General features: G+C 66.6%; 23 protein-coding genes and 1 tRNA gene. 14 read left to right on the top strand and 10 right to left on the bottom strand.

Annotated features, from left to right (window positions below):
• The first annotated feature begins 164 nt into the window (after positions 1-164).
• Positions 165-236 (top strand) — tRNA-Ala (locus NY1_RS32155).
• An 88-nt stretch (positions 237-324) separates the two neighbouring features.
• Here NY1_RS32155 and NY1_RS32150 read toward each other — a convergent pair.
• The 3 genes from NY1_RS32150 to abc-f form a co-directional block, all read right to left on the bottom strand.
• Positions 325-894, bottom strand: coding sequence for a hypothetical protein (locus tag NY1_RS32150; protein WP_067720904.1), 570 nt, complete (start codon positions 892-894; stop codon positions 325-327).
• A gap of 313 nt (positions 895-1207) precedes the next feature.
• Positions 1208-2470 (bottom strand): erythromycin esterase family protein, encoded by a 1263-nt coding sequence (locus NY1_RS32145; protein WP_067720903.1) that lies wholly within the window; start codon positions 2468-2470, stop codon positions 1208-1210.
• Positions 2471-2502: 32 nt separating this feature from the next.
• Positions 2503-4110 carry a ribosomal protection-like ABC-F family protein gene (abc-f, locus tag NY1_RS32140; protein WP_067720902.1) on the bottom strand — a complete coding sequence of 536 codons (1608 nt, stop codon included), beginning with the start codon at positions 4108-4110 and terminating at the stop codon, positions 2503-2505.
• A gap of 154 nt (positions 4111-4264) precedes the next feature.
• Between abc-f and NY1_RS32135 the strand changes: the two genes are divergently transcribed.
• Positions 4265-4906 (top strand): TetR/AcrR family transcriptional regulator, encoded by a 642-nt coding sequence (locus tag NY1_RS32135; protein WP_067720901.1) that lies wholly within the window; start codon positions 4265-4267, stop codon positions 4904-4906.
• A gap of 21 nt (positions 4907-4927) precedes the next feature.
• Here the strand turns inward: NY1_RS32135 and NY1_RS32130 are convergent, their stop codons facing one another.
• On the bottom strand, positions 4928-5251 hold the full coding sequence (locus tag NY1_RS32130; protein ID WP_157762593.1) for a hypothetical protein: 324 nt from the start codon (positions 5249-5251) through the stop codon (positions 4928-4930).
• 525 nt (positions 5252-5776) lie between these two features.
• Between NY1_RS32130 and NY1_RS32125 the strand changes: the two genes are divergently transcribed.
• Complete coding sequence (locus NY1_RS32125) at positions 5777-6010, top strand: hypothetical protein (protein WP_157762592.1); 234 nt, start codon at positions 5777-5779, stop codon at positions 6008-6010.
• Positions 6011-6030: 20 nt separating this feature from the next.
• Positions 6031-6210 carry a hypothetical protein gene (locus NY1_RS32120; protein WP_067720898.1) on the top strand — a complete coding sequence of 60 codons (180 nt, stop codon included), beginning with the start codon at positions 6031-6033 and terminating at the stop codon, positions 6208-6210.
• 1052 nt (positions 6211-7262) lie between these two features.
• Here NY1_RS32120 and NY1_RS32115 read toward each other — a convergent pair.
• Positions 7263-7538 (bottom strand): hypothetical protein, encoded by a 276-nt coding sequence (locus NY1_RS32115; RefSeq protein WP_157762591.1) that lies wholly within the window; start codon positions 7536-7538, stop codon positions 7263-7265.
• Positions 7539-7764: 226 nt separating this feature from the next.
• Between NY1_RS32115 and NY1_RS32110 the strand changes: the two genes are divergently transcribed.
• Positions 7765-8100 (top strand): hypothetical protein, encoded by a 336-nt coding sequence (locus tag NY1_RS32110; protein WP_067720896.1) that lies wholly within the window; start codon positions 7765-7767, stop codon positions 8098-8100.
• 173 nt (positions 8101-8273) lie between these two features.
• On the opposite strand, the gene NY1_RS32105 is transcribed toward NY1_RS32110, so the two are convergent.
• Entirely contained in the window at positions 8274-8513 is a 240-nt protein-coding gene (locus NY1_RS32105) for a hypothetical protein (RefSeq protein WP_157762590.1), read from the bottom strand.
• Complete coding sequence (locus NY1_RS32100) at positions 8510-8866, bottom strand: VOC family protein (RefSeq protein WP_067720894.1); 357 nt, start codon at positions 8864-8866, stop codon at positions 8510-8512. Before NY1_RS32100 ends, NY1_RS32105 begins: the two co-directional genes overlap by 4 nt.
• Before the next feature lie 975 nt (positions 8867-9841).
• Here NY1_RS32100 and NY1_RS32095 point away from each other — a divergent pair.
• Positions 9842-10324, top strand: a complete 483-nt coding sequence (locus NY1_RS32095; RefSeq protein ID WP_157762589.1) for a hypothetical protein — start codon at positions 9842-9844, stop codon at positions 10322-10324.
• Between the two features lie 168 nt (positions 10325-10492).
• Here NY1_RS32095 and NY1_RS32090 read toward each other — a convergent pair whose 3' ends face one another.
• Positions 10493-11062, bottom strand: coding sequence for a DUF6630 family protein (locus NY1_RS32090; RefSeq protein WP_067720892.1), 570 nt, complete (start codon positions 11060-11062; stop codon positions 10493-10495).
• Between the two features lie 89 nt (positions 11063-11151).
• On the opposite strand from NY1_RS32090, the gene NY1_RS32085 reads away from it, so the two are divergent.
• Together NY1_RS32085 and NY1_RS32080 are read left to right on the top strand one after the other, a co-directional pair.
• The gene (locus tag NY1_RS32085) at positions 11152-11742 is read left to right on the top strand and encodes a hypothetical protein (protein ID WP_067720891.1); all 591 of its coding nucleotides are present in this window, start codon (positions 11152-11154) and stop codon (positions 11740-11742) included.
• Positions 11743-12107: 365 nt separating this feature from the next.
• The gene (locus tag NY1_RS32080) at positions 12108-13238 is read left to right on the top strand and encodes a lipase family protein (RefSeq protein ID WP_067720890.1); all 1131 of its coding nucleotides are present in this window, start codon (positions 12108-12110) and stop codon (positions 13236-13238) included.
• Positions 13239-13265: 27 nt separating this feature from the next.
• Here NY1_RS32080 and NY1_RS32075 read toward each other — a convergent pair whose 3' ends face one another.
• On the bottom strand, positions 13266-14144 hold the full coding sequence (locus NY1_RS32075) for an alpha/beta hydrolase family protein (protein ID WP_067720889.1): 879 nt from the start codon (positions 14142-14144) through the stop codon (positions 13266-13268).
• A 100-nt stretch (positions 14145-14244) separates the two neighbouring features.
• On the opposite strand from NY1_RS32075, the gene NY1_RS32070 reads away from it, so the two are divergent.
• Positions 14245-14952, top strand: a complete 708-nt coding sequence (locus tag NY1_RS32070; protein WP_067720888.1) for a hypothetical protein — start codon at positions 14245-14247, stop codon at positions 14950-14952.
• A 22-nt stretch (positions 14953-14974) separates the two neighbouring features.
• Here the strand turns inward: NY1_RS32070 and NY1_RS32065 are convergent, their stop codons facing one another.
• Positions 14975-15760, bottom strand: a complete 786-nt coding sequence (locus tag NY1_RS32065; RefSeq protein ID WP_067720887.1) for an IclR family transcriptional regulator — start codon at positions 15758-15760, stop codon at positions 14975-14977.
• Positions 15761-15920: 160 nt separating this feature from the next.
• Here NY1_RS32065 and NY1_RS32060 point away from each other — a divergent pair, with 160 nt between their 5' ends.
• From NY1_RS32060 to NY1_RS32040, 5 genes are read left to right on the top strand one after another with little or no spacing between them, the layout of a single operon-like run.
• A complete protein-coding gene (locus NY1_RS32060) occupies positions 15921-16394 on the top strand; it encodes a flavin reductase family protein (RefSeq protein ID WP_067720918.1) in 474 nt (157 codons plus the stop codon).
• Complete coding sequence (locus NY1_RS32055) at positions 16391-17683, top strand: acyl-CoA dehydrogenase family protein (RefSeq protein WP_067720886.1); 1293 nt, start codon at positions 16391-16393, stop codon at positions 17681-17683. The genes NY1_RS32060 and NY1_RS32055 overlap by 4 nt, the downstream gene beginning before the upstream one ends.
• Positions 17680-19077: an aldehyde dehydrogenase family protein gene (locus tag NY1_RS32050; protein ID WP_067720885.1), complete on the top strand. Its 1398-nt coding sequence runs from the start codon at positions 17680-17682 to the stop codon at positions 19075-19077. Before NY1_RS32055 ends, NY1_RS32050 begins: the two co-directional genes overlap by 4 nt.
• A complete protein-coding gene (locus NY1_RS32045) occupies positions 19074-20216 on the top strand; it encodes an FAD-dependent oxidoreductase (RefSeq protein WP_067720884.1) in 1143 nt (380 codons plus the stop codon). Before NY1_RS32050 ends, NY1_RS32045 begins: the two co-directional genes overlap by 4 nt.
• Positions 20213-21649 carry an aldehyde dehydrogenase family protein gene (locus tag NY1_RS32040; protein ID WP_067720883.1) on the top strand — a complete coding sequence of 479 codons (1437 nt, stop codon included), beginning with the start codon at positions 20213-20215 and terminating at the stop codon, positions 21647-21649. Before NY1_RS32045 ends, NY1_RS32040 begins: the two co-directional genes overlap by 4 nt.
• Positions 21650-21703 lie beyond the last annotated feature (54 nt).

Here is a 21703-nt window from a genome sequence, read left to right as displayed (position 1 = left end):
CCCGCAATCTCCAAAATGTGGTTTGGGCGGTGACGGGCGGGTCGGCAATTCGATGCTCAGGCAGACCATCTGCACCCCAACCGATCTGAGAACGAGCGATCCCGTCCGGTGCGATCGAATCGCAAACGCAGTCCATTGCGGCTGGCTATCCTTATGATCGGCCAACCGGACTAGCTCAGCGGTAGAGTTGCTGCTTTGCATGTAGCAGGTCCGAGGTTCGATTCCTCGGTTCGGTTGGCCTCCAAACGAACCCTGGCAGCCGAGTCGGCAGGGAATCGCCACCTGAGCCGATGGCGCGACTCGGCTACCAGCCTCCGTGCGCTCCTACTTCACGCCGTTCTTGATGACGGCGTCCTGCCGCTCGGCGATCGCGATCGCCACCTCGGCCGGGACGGCTTCTCCGGTCTTGCTGTTGAATTCGATGATCGCGAACGCCGGGCCTTCGGCGAAGACCACGACGGTGGTGCCGTTCGATCCGTTCAGGATGCCGCCGTCGACGCCGACCGGGATGGGTGTGAAGGCGCCGCCGGCCTGCTGCACCACTCCGGTCTTCGCCGCCGCGGCGGCCGCTGCGGCGGTTGCCGCGCTGTCGCGCACAACGACCGCGGTCGTGATCTTCTCCGTGCCCGCGCCGTTGCCGTAGATGCCGGTGATGCCGTTCTGCTCCGGCTTGGTGGTCCTCAAGGTCCAGTCGGCGTCGATATCGCCGGGCTTGATGAGCAGTTTCGTGTATTCGCTCGCGGCAGGCGCGGCGGCCGCGGTGGTCCCGGCGGCAGCGGTGGTCGGCGCGGCCGACGTTCCGGCGGTGGAGGACTCCTGGTCCGAGCTACAACCGGCAATTCCCAGAGACAGCACAACTGCGGCACCGAACACCACAGCCTTCGAATTCTTCATCGGCAGATGATGGCAGAGGCGCAAATCCGCCGCAAATCTTGCAGCACCCGAATTCCACTGGCTGGACGGATCGGGCAAACACTGCTCCAGGACGTGCCCGGTCACCGTATCCGGCCACTATGCCGACAGGTCGAGAGCGTTGGAGACGGCAGCGACAGCTTTGCGCCAACGGGCGAGAAGAGCTGTGCGGCCGCCGGTTCCGTCGTTGGCAACCCGGTCGCGACCGGCGGTGCTCCAAGCGGTGGTCAATTCGGCCAGGATGCGCGGGCGCAGGTCGCCGGCGGGTGGCGGCTCGAGGAGAAATCGGCTTCGATCAATCGGCGACCGTGGAGGTCGCCGTGTTGAGCATGCCGTCGAAGGCATCGAGGACGGGGACGTGGAGGTAGGCGCTCTGGAGTCGGGTGCGGTCGGGGCCGCCGATGCTTTCGCGGCGGGCGGGGCGAAGATCGACGAGGGCGGGTCCCACGCCGCAGTCGGCGAAGGCGGCTTCAACGCTTCCTGATTCGGGTTGCCGCAGCGGTGTCAGTTCGACGGTGAAGCCGAAGGGCGCGGTTTCGTCGGGGCGCATGTCCGCGGTATGCCCGCCGGTGCTGGTGAGGCCGACGGCGAAGTAGTCGTCGCCGAGGGCGCGATTCAGGTAGTGCCCCATGGGGAATCCGGTCAGCTGCCCCTCGAAGGCGACCGGCTCTTTCTGGATGTGGGCATTGTGGGCGGCCACGACAATGCGAGTTCCGGGTTCGCAGCGATCTAGATGCCACAGCACCGAGTCGGCCATATAGCTGTCGCGGGCAGAGGTGTCGGCGACGAGACCAGTTCCGGCGAAAAGGCCTGCCATTGCGCGAAAGCCGTAGTCGGCGCTCACCGCGGCCTCAAGGTGGCGGCGGGCGATATCGAAGCAACGCTGATCGCTGCGCGAGACGTACAGCGATTCGACAGCGCGGAAACGGATGAGCAGGCGTGCCAGGATCGCGGTGAGCGCGTCCTGGTCGGCGGCAGGGAGGCGAGTCCATGCCGGCGCGGCCGAGGCTGCTGATGCGCCGGCGAAGGACGCCGCGATCCGGGTCGCCGCTTCGATCGACGGCAGGGTTTCTGGGTCGACTGCGCGCAGGTAATCGGCGACCGGGCCCAGCGCCGGGAGCAGCGACCCGCCCGCCGCAGGGATATCGATACCGGCGAAATGCACGGGCGTGGCCGCCCCGGCATTGTGCCGGCGGATCCAGCGCAACGGACCGTCCACTCCCACCGGGATCGTCCCGGCCAGGTGGGTCGCCAGCTCGTCCTCGCCGCCCGCGCCCCCTGCCCAGGCATCCAGGGGGAAGCTCTCGCTGAAGCCGTACTCGAAGGCCAGGACGGTGAAGCCGCAGCGCTCGACCAGGAATCGCAGCAGGCGTTGCCGCATCTGCTTGAACTCGGTGATGAAGTGGGAATTCTCGCCTATCGCAACGACTTTGGCCCCGCCGATGATCTCGCGCAGCGGTTCCAGGTCATCGAGCGGGTCGTCCGGGTCGAGGGTTGTCAGTGCTACAGCGTGGTCGCGAAGCCAGCCGGAGATCGGGGTGGGATGGGTTACAGGCATGCGAGATCCCTTCTGTGAGTGAGTGATCGAAATCAGGCCGAGGCCGATGCGCGCAGTTCGAGCCGTGCCCCACGCCAGCGATCCCGGAGCCGGCGGTCGTGGCTGACCACGACCAGCGCGCCTCGGTAGTCGGCCAGGGCGGCTTCCAATTCCTCGACGAGTCCGGGTGAGAGATGGTTGGTGGGCTCGTCCAGCAACAGCAACTCCGAGGGTTCGCTGACCAGTCGTGCCAGTTCGAGCCGCTGCCGCTGCCCGGTGGACAGATCCTCCACCCGATTTGTCAGCTGAGTGCGCGTGAACAGGCCGAGCGACAGCAGCACTTGCGTGTGATCGCCGGGCTGTCCCGGGCGGCCCTGAGCGAAGGCGGACAGCAAGGTCCGGCCGGGTACGGCGGCGGGCGGTTCTTGTGCGAGATAACCGACTCGACCGCGCCGGATCACCGTGCCGCGGTCCGCCTCGAGCTCGCCCGCCAATACCCGCAACAGCGTGGATTTGCCCGCGCCGTTCGGGCCGCTGATCAGCAGCCGCTCCCCCGCGGACACCCGCACACTCGTCGGCGATAGCCTGCCGTCCACCGCGATATCGGCGGCATCCAGGACGACTCCCGCCGCGCGCCCGGCCGAGGGAATCGTCTTGAACCGCAACCGTTCCGGGGGCGGCGGGACCGGATCTGCCAGCAGTCGCCGCAGCCGTTCCTCGGCATTGCGAACCCGGCCCGCGAGCGACTGCTGCACGCGGCCGCCCGCCCGGTCGTAGGCCATCTTGTTGTTGTCTTTCATCGGTCGCCCCGGCGCGACCCGCCGTGCGGTGGTGGCGATGGTTTCGCGCAGTTGGTCGGTCTCGTCCCGCCAGCGCTGATGGGCCTGGGCCCAACGTTGCCGCGCCGCTTCGCGTTCGGCGAGATAACCGCGGTAGCCGTTGCCGTGCCGCACGACGCATCGACGATCGGCATCGACTTCGAGCAGCGTGCTCGCCACCCGCTCCAGGAACGTGCGGTCATGGGAGACCGTAACCGTGGTGCCGCGCCGGGTCCGCAGATGGTCTTCCAGCCAGGTCAGTGCGTTGTCGTCGAGATGATTGGTCGGCTCGTCCAGCAACAGCACCTCCGGCGCGGCGGCGAGCAGGGCCGCCATGCGGAGCCGGACCTGCTCTCCACCGGACAGTTCACCGACCGCTCGATCGCGCGCGACCACGTCGAGTCCGAGTCCGTGCAGGGCCCGCTCTACCCGGGCATCGGCGTCATAGCCGCCGCGCAGCTCGAAAGCCGTTGTCAGCTCGCCGTATTCGTTCAGGCAGGAGTCGTCACCGGTGGCCATCTGCCGTTCGAGTCGCCGCATGCGATCCTCGATCCGGCGCAGTTCGCGCAACGACCGGTCGATGACCTGCTGGACGCTCAGCTGCGCGGGAAGTCGCTCATCCTGAGCGAGATATCCGACTCCCCCGGTGGCATGGACGACGATCTCGCCTTGATCGGGCTGCTCGCACCCAGCGAACAGGCGCAGCAGTGTGCTCTTACCCGACCCGTTCTCGCCGATGATCCCGGTGCGTTCACCCGCGCCGAGCGAACAGGTGACCGTATCGAGCACCGTGCGGCCGTGGAAGGACTTGCTGACCGCGAGCGCGGTGATCTGAGTGGGCACGAACTACCTCCGAAGCATTCGAGGACGACACGGCCGGGAGCGACCGCGGAACCTGGTGAACACTTCGAATGAGCATTGGCGACCTCACTAGTGCGACGAATGTTGCGTTAAGATCGTGACAGATCCTGTCCCATCGAGCAACCCCGGATAGTCCATGACCCCCATCACAGAAGACGCCGCCGAGCCGCGATCCCGTCCCGGCGGCCGCACCGCCCGCATTCGCGCGCAGGTCCTCGCGGCTGTCGAGGCGGAACTGACCGAGAACGGCTACGACGCACTGACCGTCGACACGGTCGCCGCCCGCGCGGGCGTGCACCGCACCACCGTGTACCGCCGCTGGCGCGATGTGGGCGGCCTGATATCCGACTTGTTCGCCGCCGCAAGCGATCTGGACTGGCAGCCGCCCGACACCGGCTCATTGCGCGGTGATCTCGCGGAGTTGAACCGGGAGATCCAGGACTCGTTCACCAAGGAATCGTCGATCGCGATGGCGCTGATCGCGGTGTCCTTCCGATCGGAGGACGCGGCGCGCGCATTGCGGCAGCTGTGGGAGGACCGCTATGCGCAATGCGAGATCGTCGTGGAGCGTGCTATCGAACGCGGTGAGATACCCGCCGAAACCGATACTCGCGCAGTGCTTCTCGCGGCCACAGCACCGCTGTACCACCAGCTGGTACTGCTGCGCACGCCCGCCGACGCCCGATTGCCCGAGCGTGCGGCCACGGCGGCGACACTGGCCGCGCAGGCCGGCGCCTTCGAATCATCCGCGGCGGAGAATCCCGGCGGCGCGCGATGACACTCGGCGCGTGCCGTGCCGTCAGCTGGCCACGGAGACGATATCCAGCAACATGAACCCGATGCCGATGCTCCCGAACGTGGTGCCGACGATCGCCAGCACTTCCCCGCGACCGGTGCTGCGCGCCCTGCGAATTCCCAGGACGCACACTCCGACAGCCAGGCAAGCCAATAGGAGAGCAGGTAGTCGGTAACCCACCTCATAGCCGGCGTCGGCACCCATATGGAAGGTGAACATGTTCTTCACCCCCCACAACCCAGCCAAAATCACGAGGATCGGCCCGATGACCGCCTGCCAATTGGACCGATCGTCGCACACCGGGCCGGCATACTGCGACGGATCCACCTGACCCGGCCAGCGAGGCCGATCAGGATGCCCTGGACCGGATGCCCCACCGGGTGGCCAAGATTCGTTCATCAGTACATGAGATCAGTACCGAGTCAACGATATCGGCGCTTCGAAGTTCCGATATTTATCGTTAACACCGCAGATCACCGCTGGTTGTTCGCCACGCTGCCGCGCAGGCACGGTGCGGGGTCGATCATTCGGGCGGCTTGAACCTGAAGTTGTTGCAGCGGATGCATACCGACCGCCGCGCATTCTCGGCAGGAAAGCACGCAACGCACGCATGCATGCCCTGCACCCTCGCGTCACGACCGGCATCCCCGTCGACGTCCTGCCCGCGCCCGGTGTTCACGGCCGGGAGCCGACCACGACCTCCCGCCATCACGCTGAGGCCGGTGTGTCGGGAGTGCGGGGTTTGGTGTCGCTCGGGCCGGGGTATCGATGAGGCTTGGGTGCTCGCACCCGATCTTGGTGATTGCTCAGGGCATCGATTCGCACATAACTCGGATCCAAAGGAGACCTGACGTGGCCCAAACACGAAAAACCGCCGTGCCGAACGACATCGGCTCCTACCCGGCGCTCGAGCATCGAATGCTGGCCGCACGCGCCGCCGCCGGCCGGTACGGCCGGACGGTGCATCTGGCGGTCCGGGTCGCGCCGGGACTCTCCGAGGCCGCGCTCGCCGAACTCGCCACCACCGCCGACCAGCTGCGCCTCAAGGAAGGACTGCCACCGGCCGAGCTCACCGCGCAGTGGTGAGCGGCACAGGAGATACCGGTATGCCGCCTCTGATTCACGGCGCCACCGCCCCGCAGCTCCTGAATGAAATCCTCACCCGCTACGGCTCCATCGAAGCCTTCCGCGACCATCTCCAGGCCGTACTCGACGCACCCACCCTGCGCCTGCCACTGCCGTCGCCGGGTGGGCGGCACAGGCGCGCGGACGCCGCCCTGCCCTGACCCGGCATCGCCGACACCGTGAAGCGCCTGCACTGCGCAAGCTATGCGGCGCACGGCCCGAACGCTTGAAATGGCCCAACGCACGTGCGCTTCATCGCCTTTGAATTGACCGTTGCCTGGCCAGGAGTTCGAGCTCGACCGAGCTTTCCTGTCCGCGCGAATACTCGACGATTGCCAACTTCGCTACTGATCTTCTGAAACGATCTCTCCGCCGAATGTCTCGACCTGTTGGCTGGGGGCTTGGTGAATCCCGGAGGTTCCCTGGACCAGCTGGATGCACGACACTCTGCAGGGCCGTCCGGCCGATAGGCGAGATATCCTCCAGCCGCGGTGACCGGTCTCCATCCACCGTGTCGGGACATCCCCACATTCAGCATCTACCCCGCGATCGACCGCGCACACCAACGACGGTCCGGAAACCTCTCCGCAGCCACCACGTCAAACCCATTGCTGCACAGCGTTATCGCAGATAAGAAATCAGATTGCACGGGATCCGCGAGCGATCCTACGATCAACGCGCCAGCCACACCATGTGACTGGATCGATCAAAGGGGGGGACGATGCTCCGCAAAATCGTTGGGATCGCTACTATTCTAGTCGGTTTGAACATCGGCATGACCGCAACCGCAAGTGCTGAAACGGTTTCTGGACCCTACGCGCGGCTCGTCGAGTGCGAACGGGTATCTGCGGGCTCGTTTGGCGATACCCATTGCGAACAGATCCGCGGACTCTGGTATGTCGTCCGGTAGGTAGATGTAGGCGCGGGGCCAATCATCCGATTGCCCCGCGTTGCATTGTGTCCAGTGCGTGCCCGCACGCTCGGGTGCTCCCTCGAGAAGAACTCGCCGAACTGGTCGTAACCAGCCCGAATACACTCGACAGGTACCCAAGCGCTCACTGGCCACGAGTCGCCGCAAACCCAGGCCCAGAAGTGCTGAGATGCCTTGTAAGTCGCGGCATTCGCACTGCATTCGCCAGATCAGTGCGGTTGCCAGCGGGCGCCGCGACCGTCCTGAACCGAGCGATCAGCGGCAATGCAGGATGTTCGCCCTTCAGGATGAAGGAAGACCCAGGGGTACCGCTCTGATCTCCTTCTGCGCATTGGTGAGCACCAAGGCGCCGGCAGTCATCGCGACCGGTCGGACCGGCCCCTTCCAGCCGCACCAACCACCGCACTCCCCGACATCTTGGCTCTCGACTTGGTTGTCGTCGAACTCCGCGGTGATGTGCCATGCACGCGCCGGATGCCCACAGATTGGGCACTTGCCGAAGTAGTTCAGAATCTCCTGCACCTCAGAGGCGACGACATCTCGCTTGTGACCGATCACTTTGACCACCTCCCGGCCCGAGACTATTTCGATCAGCCAACGAAGGTGCCCGAAGCGGGCATGTCTCCGATCACATCCAACGTGGCTCGCTCGGTTCGACCAGCCTTATCAGCGGCAATGTAGTGCGTTGGATGACGGGTCGACGAGCCGACTGGCTGTACATGTCTACCTATCGGGCAAAATCGGGGCCCCTATCGGATCGTGCACGGAAAGGGTCGATTTGCCTGTGGACACCGAGGACTACCTCGAGTTGATTCGGGCCCTGCTCGACGACTCACCCGAAAGCCGAGACCGCGCCGCCGACGAGTGCACCGACCAGATCGGAGCCTACGATCCCGAGCAGGAAACCACGCTCCTGCACATGCTCCTGTGGTCGGCACGGGTGGAGACATCACCGACCGCCATGGAGTCCGAACTGAACGCTGCGTGTGCGATTGTCAGCGCGGGAGCACCGAGCAGCACGATCGCGGCACCGTTGTCTCGAATCGACAGGTCGAAACTAACCGGCTCGGCGATCGAACACTACGACTACCTGGTAGGCGAGTCCGGTCGAACAGCTTGATAGCGAACACTCATCGGCAGATGCGAACGTTGGAATGACCCTCCGGCCAACCGGGAAGCGATGGGCAGACCCCTGGAACCGGCCGGCTCAGTGCACAGATTTTCGCCGTTCACACGACGAAATCGCAGCTCAACAGCCAGCACCCTACCCAAGATCAGCGATCTCGAGCCAAGTCAGGCTACCTGCCGTTTTTGTTGCGGCGCGGCCGATTTCGTGCAGCGCGGGTTCATCAGCGAAGCCGAACGCGTGCCCGAACTCCTCGCCCACGTCGTGACCCGCGCCGTCGAACCCGCGTCACCCAGGTCGAACACGTCCTGCACCAGCTCATCGAGCGCGTACGGTTTCAGCGACAAGCCGGACGTTGTTCGTCGACGAGGTCCGGTCATTCTCCCGGCTGGTCCGCTGATGGTCACTCGTGCTCGGTAAGCGGCTGACTAAAGATCAACAAGTGCCCATCGGGTGTCCGTACGTTGAAGTCGCGCATCCCGTAGGGCCGGTCAGCCAGTGGCTCTACGATGTCGGCGCCGCGGGCGCGCAGCTCGTCGTGGCAGGAATCGACGTCGTCGACGACAACCACCACCCTGGCCGGGCCGACGCTGCTTTCGGCGTAGAGGTGGAACTCGGCGGTATCGCGGATCACGGCCGCGTAGCTAGGTGGGGTCTCCCAGGTGAATATGGTGTCGAATCCGAGCACGTCCGTGAAGTACGACCGCGCTGCCTGCACATCTCGGCACGGCAGCACGGGAACCGCCACCCGCATGACCATTCCGTCACCTTAGCTGACTTCGGCTCGAGATCACTGATCTTGGGTAGGGTGCTGGCTGTTAGCGGTTCCTCTCGGTGGTAAGGGGAAGCTCTGCACGTTCACGGTAGGGCCTGCAGAGGCGGGCCGTGCAGTGAACGAAATTCCGTACCGATCGTGAGATGTGTTGCGCCACAAGATCACATTCCAATGCGCGCCTCAGCGAGAATGCTCGCTCATCGGCAGATCGGTGCGTTCGCCGGCGGGTGCCGCGGCCGTCCTGAGCCGAGCGATCAGCGGCATGTTAGTGCGTCCGACTGATCTTGTAACCTCATCAAACGACCGGCCATGCCACAGGAGGAGCATTTCGGTGAGTACGGCTATTCTCCGGCAAGTAACGCATATTTCGGACGATGAGTATCTCCTCGTCTTCGATCAAGGCGGCTCCGACTTAAAGATTGTGTGCAATATCGATATCCGAGGAGGCATACCATCGGCGGCTTTTGATCCCGCCGATCTTGTGACATTCGGGCATCTGGGCGACACGCGACCGATTGTAGCCGTTGTTTTAGCTCTGAAGCGTGCGCGCGAGAGCTCTGCTGATTCCGATAGGTAACCCGATCGGTAGACGCATCAGGACCGATGTGGAGTTGCTGGATGATCCACTGCTCGTTGATCTTCCGAGGTCCGACATTGTCCGTTCCGAACCGCGCGGCATACGGCTACTTAAGACTGGTGTCAGGGCCAGTAGCGTGCGTTCCGCGGCCCCGGATCGGCACAGCCAGTTGATCTTCCGCTGCACCGCGCTTGCCGGTTCGGGCAGCGCGGGATGCGGTATTACCGCGCACGCTGATTGTGAAACTTTGGGGATTGAGTAAGTTCTCACCCGGACGCTGTTCGTCTGGATCGAAAGCAGAAGCCCGGTGTTCGCTCGTGATCTGAAGTGCGAATGCCGACGTATCTCATGGAGTGTCTGCGCAGCGTAGTACGTTGCTGCGCATGGAATTTGCTTTGCCTCAGGCCGAAGAGCTGTGGTCTCGTGTCGCCGCCGAGGGCCACGCGTTCTTGAATCGCCAGGGGGATGGCGCCCAGGTGATCGAGGTGAAGGGTTCGGAGATCCCACCGTGGTCGGCCGGAGATCGGCTGATCAACGAAGACGGCTCGTCGAACTGGTTCGTTCTGGTGCGAGTTGACGACAACCGGGCGTTGCTCTTCGGTGGGGATGAATCCAGCCAGCTGTTCGAAACCGACTTCGACCCTTGGTCCTACGCCCCCGACTGGGCACTGGCGGTTGACCGCAGGGCCCCTCACCCCAGGGTCGATCTGAGTTCCTACATCGTGACTTTCGTTCGCTGGTGGGACGGATCAGTATGGGGTCGTACGCCCTACGAGGCGCATCTGCCCGAAGAGTGGGCCGACGACCCCGACTCCGACGACGGTCTCAACCAGGGACTGCGTTCCGTGGTCGGTCTCACACTGTGAATCGCGCCCGAACTCGTACGATCATCGCCACTTGCGTGCACCCGCCGGGCCAGTCCGCGGCTGGTTCCGAACACCCGGGTCGCGGCTACTCAGAGAATGGTCAAGGTGCTACCCGACAGGCCGATAGATCCACTCGCTCCAGCCCAAGCTCGCGAGCACTGAACTACCTCAGCGGACGGGTTCCACGACCATAGGCGCGATCGGGGTACCGGCGGAATCGAACAGGTTCCGCCCGCACGAGTCGCATTCGCCCTCAGCGGGTTTCGCTTCCGTCGCGGCCAGCTGCCACACGTTCATGCCACCACACGGACAGTCGATGACGTAGAGCAGCTCGAGGGAAGGCCGATTCACACCCCACGCCAGATTCGACGCCCTCGTGCGAAGCATGACGCCGATACGGTAAGCGTCGTCGCCGGAACGGAGTTCCCCGAGCGCCAACCCCGCACTCGCCAGTGCTTCATCCACTGCGCGCAGAATCGCCGGCACGTGCTCACCACGGTCGAGGTCGGCCGCGCTCGCTTGCTCGGCCGCGGACTCGACGGCAGCGACAACCGCGCGATCCTTCCCGAAGGCCACCACCCGCCCCGCCACGAAGTGCGCTATCTGTCCGGTCCGTTCCTCACCGGACCAGTCGACCGGCAAGAGAATCCCCTCCCGGATCAACGAATCCACCACCTCGTCCCCATCGAGCCGGAACCCCTGCTCGGACGCCGCCAGAAAATACGCCAAGTCGTTCACGCCGCCAGCATACGAACGAGCATCCGGCAGCTAGGCAATCCCAGGTGAGCTGGTACGTTCGATTTCGATCGCGGCAACGGGAGGGCAGGATGGCCGGCGAACCTGTGACGACGCTGTACGACTTTCAGTTGTCGATGCTTCACTCGATGTGCCGGAGTGCCCCAGCGCAGGCCGCGGAATTGCTCGAGCGTGTCGGCGCGACGCATGCCGACACGGCGATCGCCGAGACACGGTGGTGGTTCGGTGACGCTACGAACAACTTCACGACACTCGCCGAATACGCGACTGCTTGGGGGACACCGGATTCGGAACACATCGTGCTCTACGGCGAAAGAGAAGTCCGATCGGCTCGGTGGGATCTACCGTTCTGGCCCGGCATGCAGTTCGAGTTCAGGGCGGTGGGTCCTCGTCATCTCCTTCATCGACTGCTGCGAAAGCCAGGAGTTCCGGTGCCGCAATTGGATTCCGTCACGGACCTGACTCCGTGGTCGTGCACACAGGAGGAGTTTCTGAACTCGGGACTGGGCCCGTTCGTCGAAGACATCGACCTCGGCTCGACCGGGCACCGATACGAATTCGAGGCTGCCGACCCAGAAACCGGGCACAGGCGCTCCTACCGGGCACTCTTCGATTGGGGCCTGCTGCAATCGGTCGAGCCGGTGCTCGATACCACCCACTAAACCAGGCCGATACCGGTAGCCGTCGACTAGACAGTCGTTGCCGGATCGACGCAATGCCATCTGACGCAGGTCGATTCGCGTGGCAAACTTCTCGACAGCTTCGTCATCCGTTAACCTATTTCGCTGAGTGCGCCACAGCCGCCAAGGCTATCGGCAGGTGCTCAGCGTTTCGGCTCTACGTTTCAGGGACACCGCTGCACGACCCGGACCGTGACGTAACGGGAAACTCTGAGCGCCAAATATTCTCGCGGTCCGCAGTCGCTTTCGGGTTCCCCAATCGTGTAACGCAGTATGTCAGTCGCTCGAGAACTTCGAATGCTCCCGTAGTCGCAAGCTTGCCACTGAGAGACAAATGAGGTGAACGAGTGAAAGTCCGTCCTATCCGCCTCCTCGCCGTTCTGGCCACCACCGCCGCGCTCGGTGTTCCCTCGACCGCGGTGGTCGTCGCCGACCCCGTCGACCCCGCGCCGGGTACCGTCGTGAGCGTCGGACCGCTGTCCTCGGTTGCCGAGGTGCCAGGTGCGGCCAAGAGCGAGCGGGTTACCTATTGGACCCGCACTAATAACGACACACCCGCCCAGTCGACGGGCGCGATCTTCCTTCCAGCGGGTAACCCTCCGGCTGGTGGCTGGCCGGTGGTGTCCTGGGAACACGGCACCGTCGGCTTGGCTGATCACTGCCAGCCCTCGATTGCCGGGCGAATTCAGCGCGACAACGACTATCTGGCGCATTGGCTCGGCCAGGGGTACGCGATCGTGGCCACCGATTACCTGAGCGTCGATGGGGTGCAGCCCTACCTCGACGGACGCGCCGAGGCCCACTCCGGCATCGACATGGTCCGCGCGGCCCGCAGTATCGAACCGTCGCTGTCCTCGACATGGGTCGCGATCGGGCAATCACAGGGTGGTGGCGCGGCGGTGTGGACGGCGTCGATGGCGACCCGCTATGCCCCGGAACTGGACTACCGGGGCGCGGTGGCGACCGGGCCCGCCAGCCACGTCGTGGAGGAGATGACCCTGGCCACCAGCCCCGTCGCACCCACCGTCGCCAACCCGCACACCAATGTCTACCCAGCCTTCGTCCTCGCCGCGTTGCACTCCGCGCGCCCGGACTTCGACCCCGACTACTACCTCACGCCCCTGGGCAAGGACGTCGTGCGCGCCGCGGCCACGGTGTGCCTGGAGAACCTGGTCGACGTGCACCCTGGCGCCACCATCAAGGACCTGTTCGCTCGCCCGCTCAGCGACGGCAACTTCGGCGAGATCGGCCACCAGATCTTCGATGTGCCGGTGACCGGCTACGACCGGCCACTGTTCATCGGCCAAGGGCTGGCCGACACCGACGTGATAGCTCCGGGCACCATCGCGCTCATCGCCGAACTCGAAGCTCACGGTTTCCACCCCGAGCCACACTTCTATCCCGGCAAGGACCACAGCGCCACCGTGAACGGCTCGCTGCCCGACAGCACCCCCTTCGTCGCCCGCCTGTTCTCCTGAATCACGTATGGGTGAGGCGTCGGTAGGTCAGGGGATCTCCACTCGCACCGCGGGATCGGCGCTTGGGCCGACTTCGTAGACGTAGCGGTGGGCTTCGGTGTCGCCGAGTTGGGCGAGGAACCACATCGCGGTCCAGCGGGCGGCGGTGGAGATGGTTTGGGCGCGGGGTGCGGTGGCGGGGCGTAGGTCGGGGGATGCGCCGGGTGGGTTGTCCTGGTCGGTGAGGCCGAAATGGTTGGCGCCGAGGATATTTACGAAAACCGCGGCGGGGGTGCCGGACATGCGGGTGAAGCTTTCGTGGGCTTCGGGGGGCTCGCTCACGCCGTCTTCGGTCCCGTTGATGTACATCACGGGAATGCCTTGTACGGCAACCGAATCGACGTACGGGCCGATGGTGGTGTTGGTGCCGTGGCCGACTATCGCGCGTAGTTCGGGTGGGTGGCGGTAGGACGGGCCGAAGCAGAACGGCATCTGGCAGCGGTCGGCGGCGGCGTAGAGGGCGGTGGCGCCGCCGTAGGAGTGGCCGGCTATCACCAGCTTCGAGGGGTCGATGAGGGCGCCGAGGTCGGAGTTCGTGGCGGCTTGCGTACGGGCCCAGGTGAGTACGTCGTCGACCTCGTATTCGCTGGGCAGGCTGTAGCCGGGCATCAGGAAGTGTTCGGGGGCGACCACGACGAACCCGTAGCGGGCCAGTGCCTCGGCGAAGGCCGAGTAGTAGGAGCGGTGCACGTTCGCGCCGGTGAGCAGGAGTGCCACCGGGAGGCGGTGATCGGCGTGGGCGGGATGCCAGATGGTGGCCTCGTCCGTGCCGATCCGGGCGTCCTCGTGGGTGACGTCTTCGGCGGCGGCCGTGGGTGCGGCGGTGAGCAGGAGCAGGGACAGGGTGGCAGCCAGTAAGGAGCGCACGAACCCCCCGTTTCGATTGTGGAAACAGCGTTTCGATGTGAAACTAGCGACGGAGCCTACACCGAAACAGCGTTTCGCAGAAGAGAACAGGGAGAGTTGGATGGGCGCACACCCGCACGGCTGGTGGATTCTGTTGCACCTGGTGTTGTTCGTGTTCTGGCTGGGCGGGGATCTCGGGGTCTACTACTCCAGCCGGTTCGTGATCGACCCGGAGCTCACCCCACCCGCCCGGGCCACCGCTTTGGCCGTGATGAGCGGCCTGGACCTCGGCCCGAAGATCTGTCTGGTGTTGTTCCTGCCCAGCGGGCTGACCCTGATGGCCCTGGAACCGCACGGGGCCTCGCTCTTCGGCATCGACTTCTTCCCGTGGTGGGCCGTGGCCGCCGCCTGGCTGCTGGCCGCGATCTGGTTGGCGCTCACGGTGATTGCGCATCGCACGCACGGCCGCTTCCCGATCGTGGTTCGCGCCGACCTCGCGATCCGCTGCACGGTCGTCACCGCCATGGCGGCCGCCGGCCTCTACACGCTGTTCGCCGGCGAACCGTTCGGCGTCACTACCGAGCCGCGCTGGCTGGGCGGCAAGATCCTGCTCTACGCCACCGCCATCGCGGCCGGCCTGGGCATCCGAATGACCTTGCGCCCCTTCGGTTCCGCCTTCGCTGCGATCATGTCGGGCGGGTCCACCCCGGCGGTGGAGCGCACGCTACGGCGCAGCGTGGACGGCTGCCTGCCCTACGTGTGGGCGATCTGGGGCAGCGTACTGGCGGCCGCCGCGCTGGGGGTTCTCAAGCCCGGCGCACACCTGTGACACGGTGTGCCCCGAACGGGATTCAGCCGACGTAGCCCAGCTGCGCGGACACCGCCCCGGCGGCTTTCTGCAACTGCGGCGCGTAATCCTTGATGTGCGGTTCGAAACGCGAGAGCGGACCGCACACACTGATCGCCGCGACCACCCCGCCGTCGTGATCGAGCACCGGCGCCGCCACCGAGGCCGCGCCGATCTGCCGCTCCCCCAACGAGATCGCGAACCCGCGCGAGCGGATCTCGGCCAGCTCGTTGCGCAGTTTGCGCGGCGTCGTGATGGTGGCGTCGGTGAACGGGGTCAGCTCGTGCCGATCCAGGTATTCATCGACTTCGTCGGTGCGCAGGTAGGCCAGGATCGCTTTGGAGGAGCTGCCCGCGTGCAGCGGATAGGGCACGCCGAGCGCGACTTCCATGCGCAGTTCCTGATCGGGCACCACCTGATCCACGTACATGCGGGTGTCGCCGCGGCGAATGGACAGGGTGGCCGTCTCACCGGTGGCGGTGGCCAGGCGGCGCAGCTCGGGCGCGGCCATCACGCGAAGATCGGTGCGAGCCAGATACGCCCGGCCGAGCGCGATGGCGGCATGCCCGAGGGCGTACCGCCGGGTGGTCGGCTCCACGGTGACCAGTTCGCGATTGCGCAGCGCGGTGAGGATGCGGTGCACGGCGGCCTTGGTGATGCCCAGTTCATTGGCTATCTCGGTGACGCCGAGGTCGGGCCGTCCGGTGCGGCCGAACAGCAGCAATACGTCCATGGCCCGCTCCACGGCGGCGATGGAACGACTCGGGTTCTCGGCCTCGATGTCCGACACGGGTACAGCTTAGGCCACTCCATTTCCCGATGGGAAACGCCCCGCCGAATCCGCCGCCGCCACACCGCTTCCCGCTCAGCCCTTGCCGAACCACCACCGCAGCCGTTACCTTGTGCGTAACAGCGTTTCCTCTATCGAAACAGGATCTGCAGTGGACGCGATGAACCTCCGCGGCGTGCTCGCGCAATGGGCCACCGGCGTGGTCGTGGTGACCACCACCCGCGACGACGGCGACCGCCACGGGATGACGGCGAGTTCGTTCACCAGTGTGGCGCTGGATCCGCCGCTCGTCTCGATCTGTCTCGCCTCGGCCGGCACGACGGCCCGGCTGATCCGCTACAGCGGCGTCTTCGCCGTCAACGTCCTGGGCCACGATCAGCAGGACATCGGCCGTCGTTTCGCCGCCGCCCCGCACAGCGCGGACCGTTTCGCGGTCGGCGACTGGAGTACCGCCGCCAGCGGCTCCGCGGTGCTCACCGACGCGGTCGCCTGGCTGGATTGCCTTGTCGCGGCCTGCTATCCGGCCGGCGACCACACCATCGTGCTGGGCCTGGTCCAGGAGGCCCGCGCACCTCGGACCGCACCCCCGCTCATCTATCACGACCGCACCTACCACGAGGGGATCAGCCGATGACCGGCGAACGACTGACCGGCGAGCGACTCGTCGAAGACATGACCGCATCGGAACGCGACCGGGCCCGCCGCGTCGAAGCCGTCCTGCCCGCACTGCGCGAGGCCGCCGAAAACGCCGACCGCACCGCCACTTTCCCGCCCTCGCACCTGCCGCTGTTGCGCGAGGCCGGACTGCTCGGGCTGGTCGTGCCGGAGAAGTTCGGCGGATTGGGCGGCACCCTGCGCGATCTGGCGGCCGCCACCTTCGCCATGGGCACCGCCTGCCCGTCGACCGCGCTGGCCTATTTCTTCCACAACACCAGCGCTTCCCGGGGTCTGCTGCCGCTGGAGGCCATCGACGCCGGGCTTTTCGCGGACGAGGAGATTCCGGCGGTCCGGGCCTTCGCCGAGAAGGTGCTGACCCGCATGGCCGAGGGGGTCTGGCTGGCCAATTTCGCCTCCGAGGCGGTGAAGACCGCTCAGGCGAATATCACCATCGCCACCACCGCCCGCAAGGTGGACGGCGGCTGGATCCTGCAGGGCGAGAAGTCCTTCGGCTGTGCCACCGGGGTCGCCGACTACTATCTGACGTCCGCGAAATTGGAGGGCTACGACACCGCCGAGGGGCTGGCGACTTTCTTCGTGCCGCGTGATGCGCCCGGGGTGAGTGTGCGCGCACCGTGGGACGGTCTGGGCATGCGGGCCACCGCCAATAACGGCATCCGGCTCGATGAGGTGTTCATCGCCGAGGACGAGGCGCTGGCGGTGCCGGGCGCGTTCACCAAGATGCTCACCATGAGCCGGGGCAGTTTCGTCGGCAATCAGCTCGCCATCGCGGCGGTCTACACCGGGTGCGCGCAGCGCGTGTACGACGAGACCCTGGCGGCCACCACGCGAAAGACGTTCGCCGACACGGGCGAACCCATCGCGTCCTCGCCGGTGCATCAGGTGCTCATCGGGGAGATGACCCGGCAGTTGCAGACCGCCTACCTGTGGCTGCGCTACCAGCTGGGCATCGAGACGGTGGAGCCGCCGATCAAACCCAAACCGGAGGTGTTCACCCAATGGCGGCTGGGCAAGGGCGCGGTCACCGAGGCGTGCTTCCAGGTGGCGCTCGGGGCGCTCAAGGCCGGCGGCACTTCTGCGGCCTCGATGGACGGTGTGGCCGGACGGGCGCTGCGTGATCTGGCCATGGGACTGGTGATGACCTTCCCTGCCGAGCGGGGCGTCCTGGAAGTCGCGCGCATCGTGACCGATGCCAAGGCCAATGAACTGTTCGCCACCGCGCCCGGAGCGGGGGCCGTGCGATGACCGCCGCGCTGCCCGCCATCACCGATCTCATCGATGGCGAATGGGGCACCCCCGCAACGGATCTCGGCTTCGATCTGGAAGATCCGGCGACCGGTGAGCCGGTGGCTCGCGCGGTGGCCAGCGACGCCGACCGGGTCGAGCGGGCGCTCGCCGTCGCCGCCACGAGCACCGGCTCGATCACCCCCGAGGTGCTCGACGCCATCGCCGACGCCCTGGAGCACCGACTCCCACAGATCGCCGAACTCGACGCCCGCGCCACCGGGGTCCCGATCCAGCAGACCCGGCTGCTGGCCGTCATCGTCCCGGGCGCGTTCCGGCTTGCCGCCGAACAACTTCGGGCGGGCGTACTACGCGCGGATCGCGACCACATCCAGGTGCACCGGCTCCCGCTGGGACCGGCCTTGTGCCTGGTGCCGTGGAACGCGCCCGCGCCGATGGCCGCGCACAAGGTGGCCAATGCCCTGGCCGCGGGCTGCCCGGTCATTCTGAAAGTCAGCGAACTCGCGCCCTACAGCGCCATTCCGATCGCCGAGGCCATCGCCGAGCACGTGCCACCGGGCATGTTCCAGCTGGTGCAGGGCGGCGCGCAGACCGGCGCGCAATTGGTGGACGACGAACGGATCAAGGCCGTCTCCTTCACCGGCGGCCTGGTCGGCGGTCGCTCGGTGGCGGCCGCGTCGGCGCCGCTGCTGCGCCCGTGCCAGCTCGAGCTCGGCGGCAACAATCCACTGGTGGTGCTGCCAGATGCCGACACCGACACCGCCGCGCGAATGGCCGCCGAACTGCTCACCACCCTCAACGGCCAATGGTGCCGGGCGCTGGGCCGGCTCATCCTGCCCGCCGCGCGCGCCGCGGAACTCCGCGAGGCCATCGGAAAACGCCTGGCGGACTTGCGCATCGGACCGCCGCTCGATCCCCACACCGAATTCGGGCCGCTCGTGCACTCGCGGCACGTGCGCGCGGTTCGCGGCGTCCGCACCGCCGTGTCCGGCCGCCGGGCCCAATCCTTCGGCACCGCACCCGAACACGGCAACTATGTGCTGCCGACGCTGCTGGACAACGATCTGGCCGACGAGGTGTTCGGCCCGGTCGCCGGGACCGTCACCTACGAGACGGTCGAGGAGGCGGTCACCCTGGCCAATGCCGGGCAGTACGGCCTCGAGGCCTACGTGTGCGGAGTCGACGAAGACGCGGCACTGGCTGTCGCACAACGTATCCGGGCCGGAGAGGTGAAGGTGAACGGTTCGTCGGTGATGAGCCTGCACCTGATGACGCCGCGCCCGGCCTGGGGCTGGTCGGGGCTCGGCGAGGAGGGCACGGCGGAAACACTGCGCTTCTTCACCGGTGCGCGGGTCGTCGGCGTCGAGGGCCGCTTCGCCCTGCACACCTCGTGAGCACCGTCATCGTGGTCGGCGCCGGGCCGGTCGGCTCGACCGCCGCGCTCGTGCTGGCGCGACGCGGCATCGACGTCCTGGTCCTGGAACAGGGCGTCACCCTGGCCGCCGAATCGCGAGCCTCCACCTTCCATCCCCCGACCCTGGAGATGCTCGACGCGCTCGGGGTGATCGAGCCGCTGCTCGAGCGCGGCATCGTGGCCCGGACCTTCCAGTATCGGGAGCGCGGCGGCGATGCCATCGCCACGCTGGATCTCACTGTGCTGCAATCGGATACGGCCTACCCGTACCGGGTGCAGTGCGAGCAGAGCAAGCTCACCCCGATCCTGCTGGCCGCGCTCCCCCGCTGCGCCGAAGTCCGGTTCGGGCATCGCGTCGAAGGGGTGTACGCCGGGGACGACGGCGTGGTCGTGCACACGAATCACGGTCCGCTGCGGGCGGACTGGGTGATCGGCGCGGACGGCGCGCATTCGGTGGTGCGCACCGCCATCGGGGCCGGATTCGACGGCAGCACCTACCCCGAACGGTTCCTGGTGGCCTCGGTGCAGGAGGACCTGACCGAGATCCTGCCCGGGATAGCGCCCATCAACTATGTATTCGATCCGGTCGAATGGTTGGTGCTGCTGCGTACGCCCGAACATTGGCGGGTGCTGTTGCCCACGCCGGCCGATACCGCCGATGAACTCGAAACCGCGCGGCTGCCCGGTCGATTGGACGCGGTCGCGGCGCTCGGACGGCCGTGGCGTATCCGGCATGCCTCGCTCTACCGGGTGCATCAGCGGGTCACCGATCGTTTCCGGCGCGGCCGGGTGCTGCTCATCGGCGATGCCGCGCACGTGAACAATCCACTCGGCGGCATGGGCATGAACAGCGGCATCCACGACGCCGTGCAAATGGCGGGAACGCTGGCCGATGTGCTCGAAGGCGATGCGGAAAGGGAATTGGATACCGTGGCCGCCCGGCGGCGCACGGTGGCCGTCGACCATGTGCAGCGGGCCAGCCACGACAATTGGCGGCGCTTGCGCGGGCACGATGCCAGCTATGCCCAGCACTTGCGGGAGCTGGCGGCCGATCCCGCAGCCGCCCGCGCCTACCTGCGCCGGGCCTGTCTGCTCGATTCCCTGGAGCAGCGATCGTGACGACCACCGGTTCGGCCATAGTCCGGGAGAATCCGGCCCGGCCCAGCGAGATCGTCGGCTCGGTGCCCATCACCGCACCGGAGAATGTCGAAGCCGTTGTCGCCCAGGCTTTCCGGGACTTCCGGGACTGGTCGGCTCAACCGCTCGCCGACCGGTTGACCGCCCTGGCGGCCGCCGCCGACGGGCTCGATGCCGCGCGCGGTCAGCTGGGCGAGCTGCTGGCCCGCGAAACCGGGAAATCGGTCGTCGACTGCCGGGGTGAAATCGGTTTCGCCGCAACATATCTGCGCTGGGTGTGCGCGAACGCCACGCGGGTGCTCGAATCCGAGCCGGCGGCGGTGGACGACGCGCAGGGCCGGATCGTGGCGACCCGTGCGCCGTTCGGCGTCATCGCGGCGATCACCCCGTGGAACGCGCCGGTCATCCTCACCGCGCTCAAACTGGGCCCGGCGCTGGCGGCGGGAAACACGGTGGTGCTCAAGCCTTCTCCGCTGGCACCGCTGACCGTCACCGAGATGGCCCGCCTGTTCCCGGGCACCCGGGTCATCCATGGCGGCCCCGATACCGTCGCCGCGCTCATCGCCGACCCACGGGTGGGCAAGGTGACCTTCACCGGCGGCGCGCAGGCCGGCCGCAGCATCGCCGCGGCGGCGGGCGCGGCGCTCAAACCGGTCGTACTCGAACTCGGCGGCAACGATCCGGCCGTCTTCCTCGACGACTTCGCCCTCTCCCCCGACGATTACGAGCGCCTGGTGCTGGCCTCCTTCGCCACCGCGGGACAGGTCTGCATGGCGGCCAAGCGCCTGTACGTCCCCGAGCGCCGGTTCGACGAGTTCACCGAGGCGTATCTGGCTGCCGCCCAGCGCATCCTGACCGTCGGTGATCCCCTCGACGAGAAGGTCACCATGGGTCCGGTGGTGAGCGCGGCCGCGGTCGAGCGCATGAACGACCTCATCGCCGATGCCTGGAATCGCGGCGGCTGGCTCATCCCGCTCGCCGCCCTGCCCGCCGATACCGCGGGCGGCTACTACGCCACCCCCGCGCTCGCCCTCGACCTGCCCGATGACGCGGCCCTGGTCCGCGACGAGCAGTTCGGTCCCCTGGTGCCGATCCTCACCTACCGGACCGAGGACGAAGCCCTCGCGCGCGCCAACGACTCCGATTACGGTCTCGGAGCATCGGTCTGGTCCGCCGACGAAGCCCGCGCCTTCTCCGTCGCCGCCCGTCTCGAAGCCGGATTCACCTTCGTCAACACCCACAACCGTACCGGGATGTCATTGCGCGCCCCGTTCGGCGGCATCAAGCGCAGCGGTTTCGGGCGCGAATACGCCGACGAGGGCCTGCTCGAATACACCCAGACCACGATCGTCCACGCCCCCGCCGCATTCCGACCCGGCGGCCGGGGCATGGCCGCCCGCGCCTACCCCGAATAGCCGGATACCACCGCCACGTGAGCCCGTCGACGGCCACGTTCCAACGCGGACGTC

Origin of the sequence: Nocardia yamanashiensis NBRC 100130 (genome assembly GCF_001613325.1) — a bacterium.
GTDB lineage: Bacteria > Actinomycetota > Actinomycetes > Mycobacteriales > Mycobacteriaceae > Nocardia > Nocardia yamanashiensis.
This window is presented reverse-complemented; position numbering and strand designations above follow the sequence as displayed.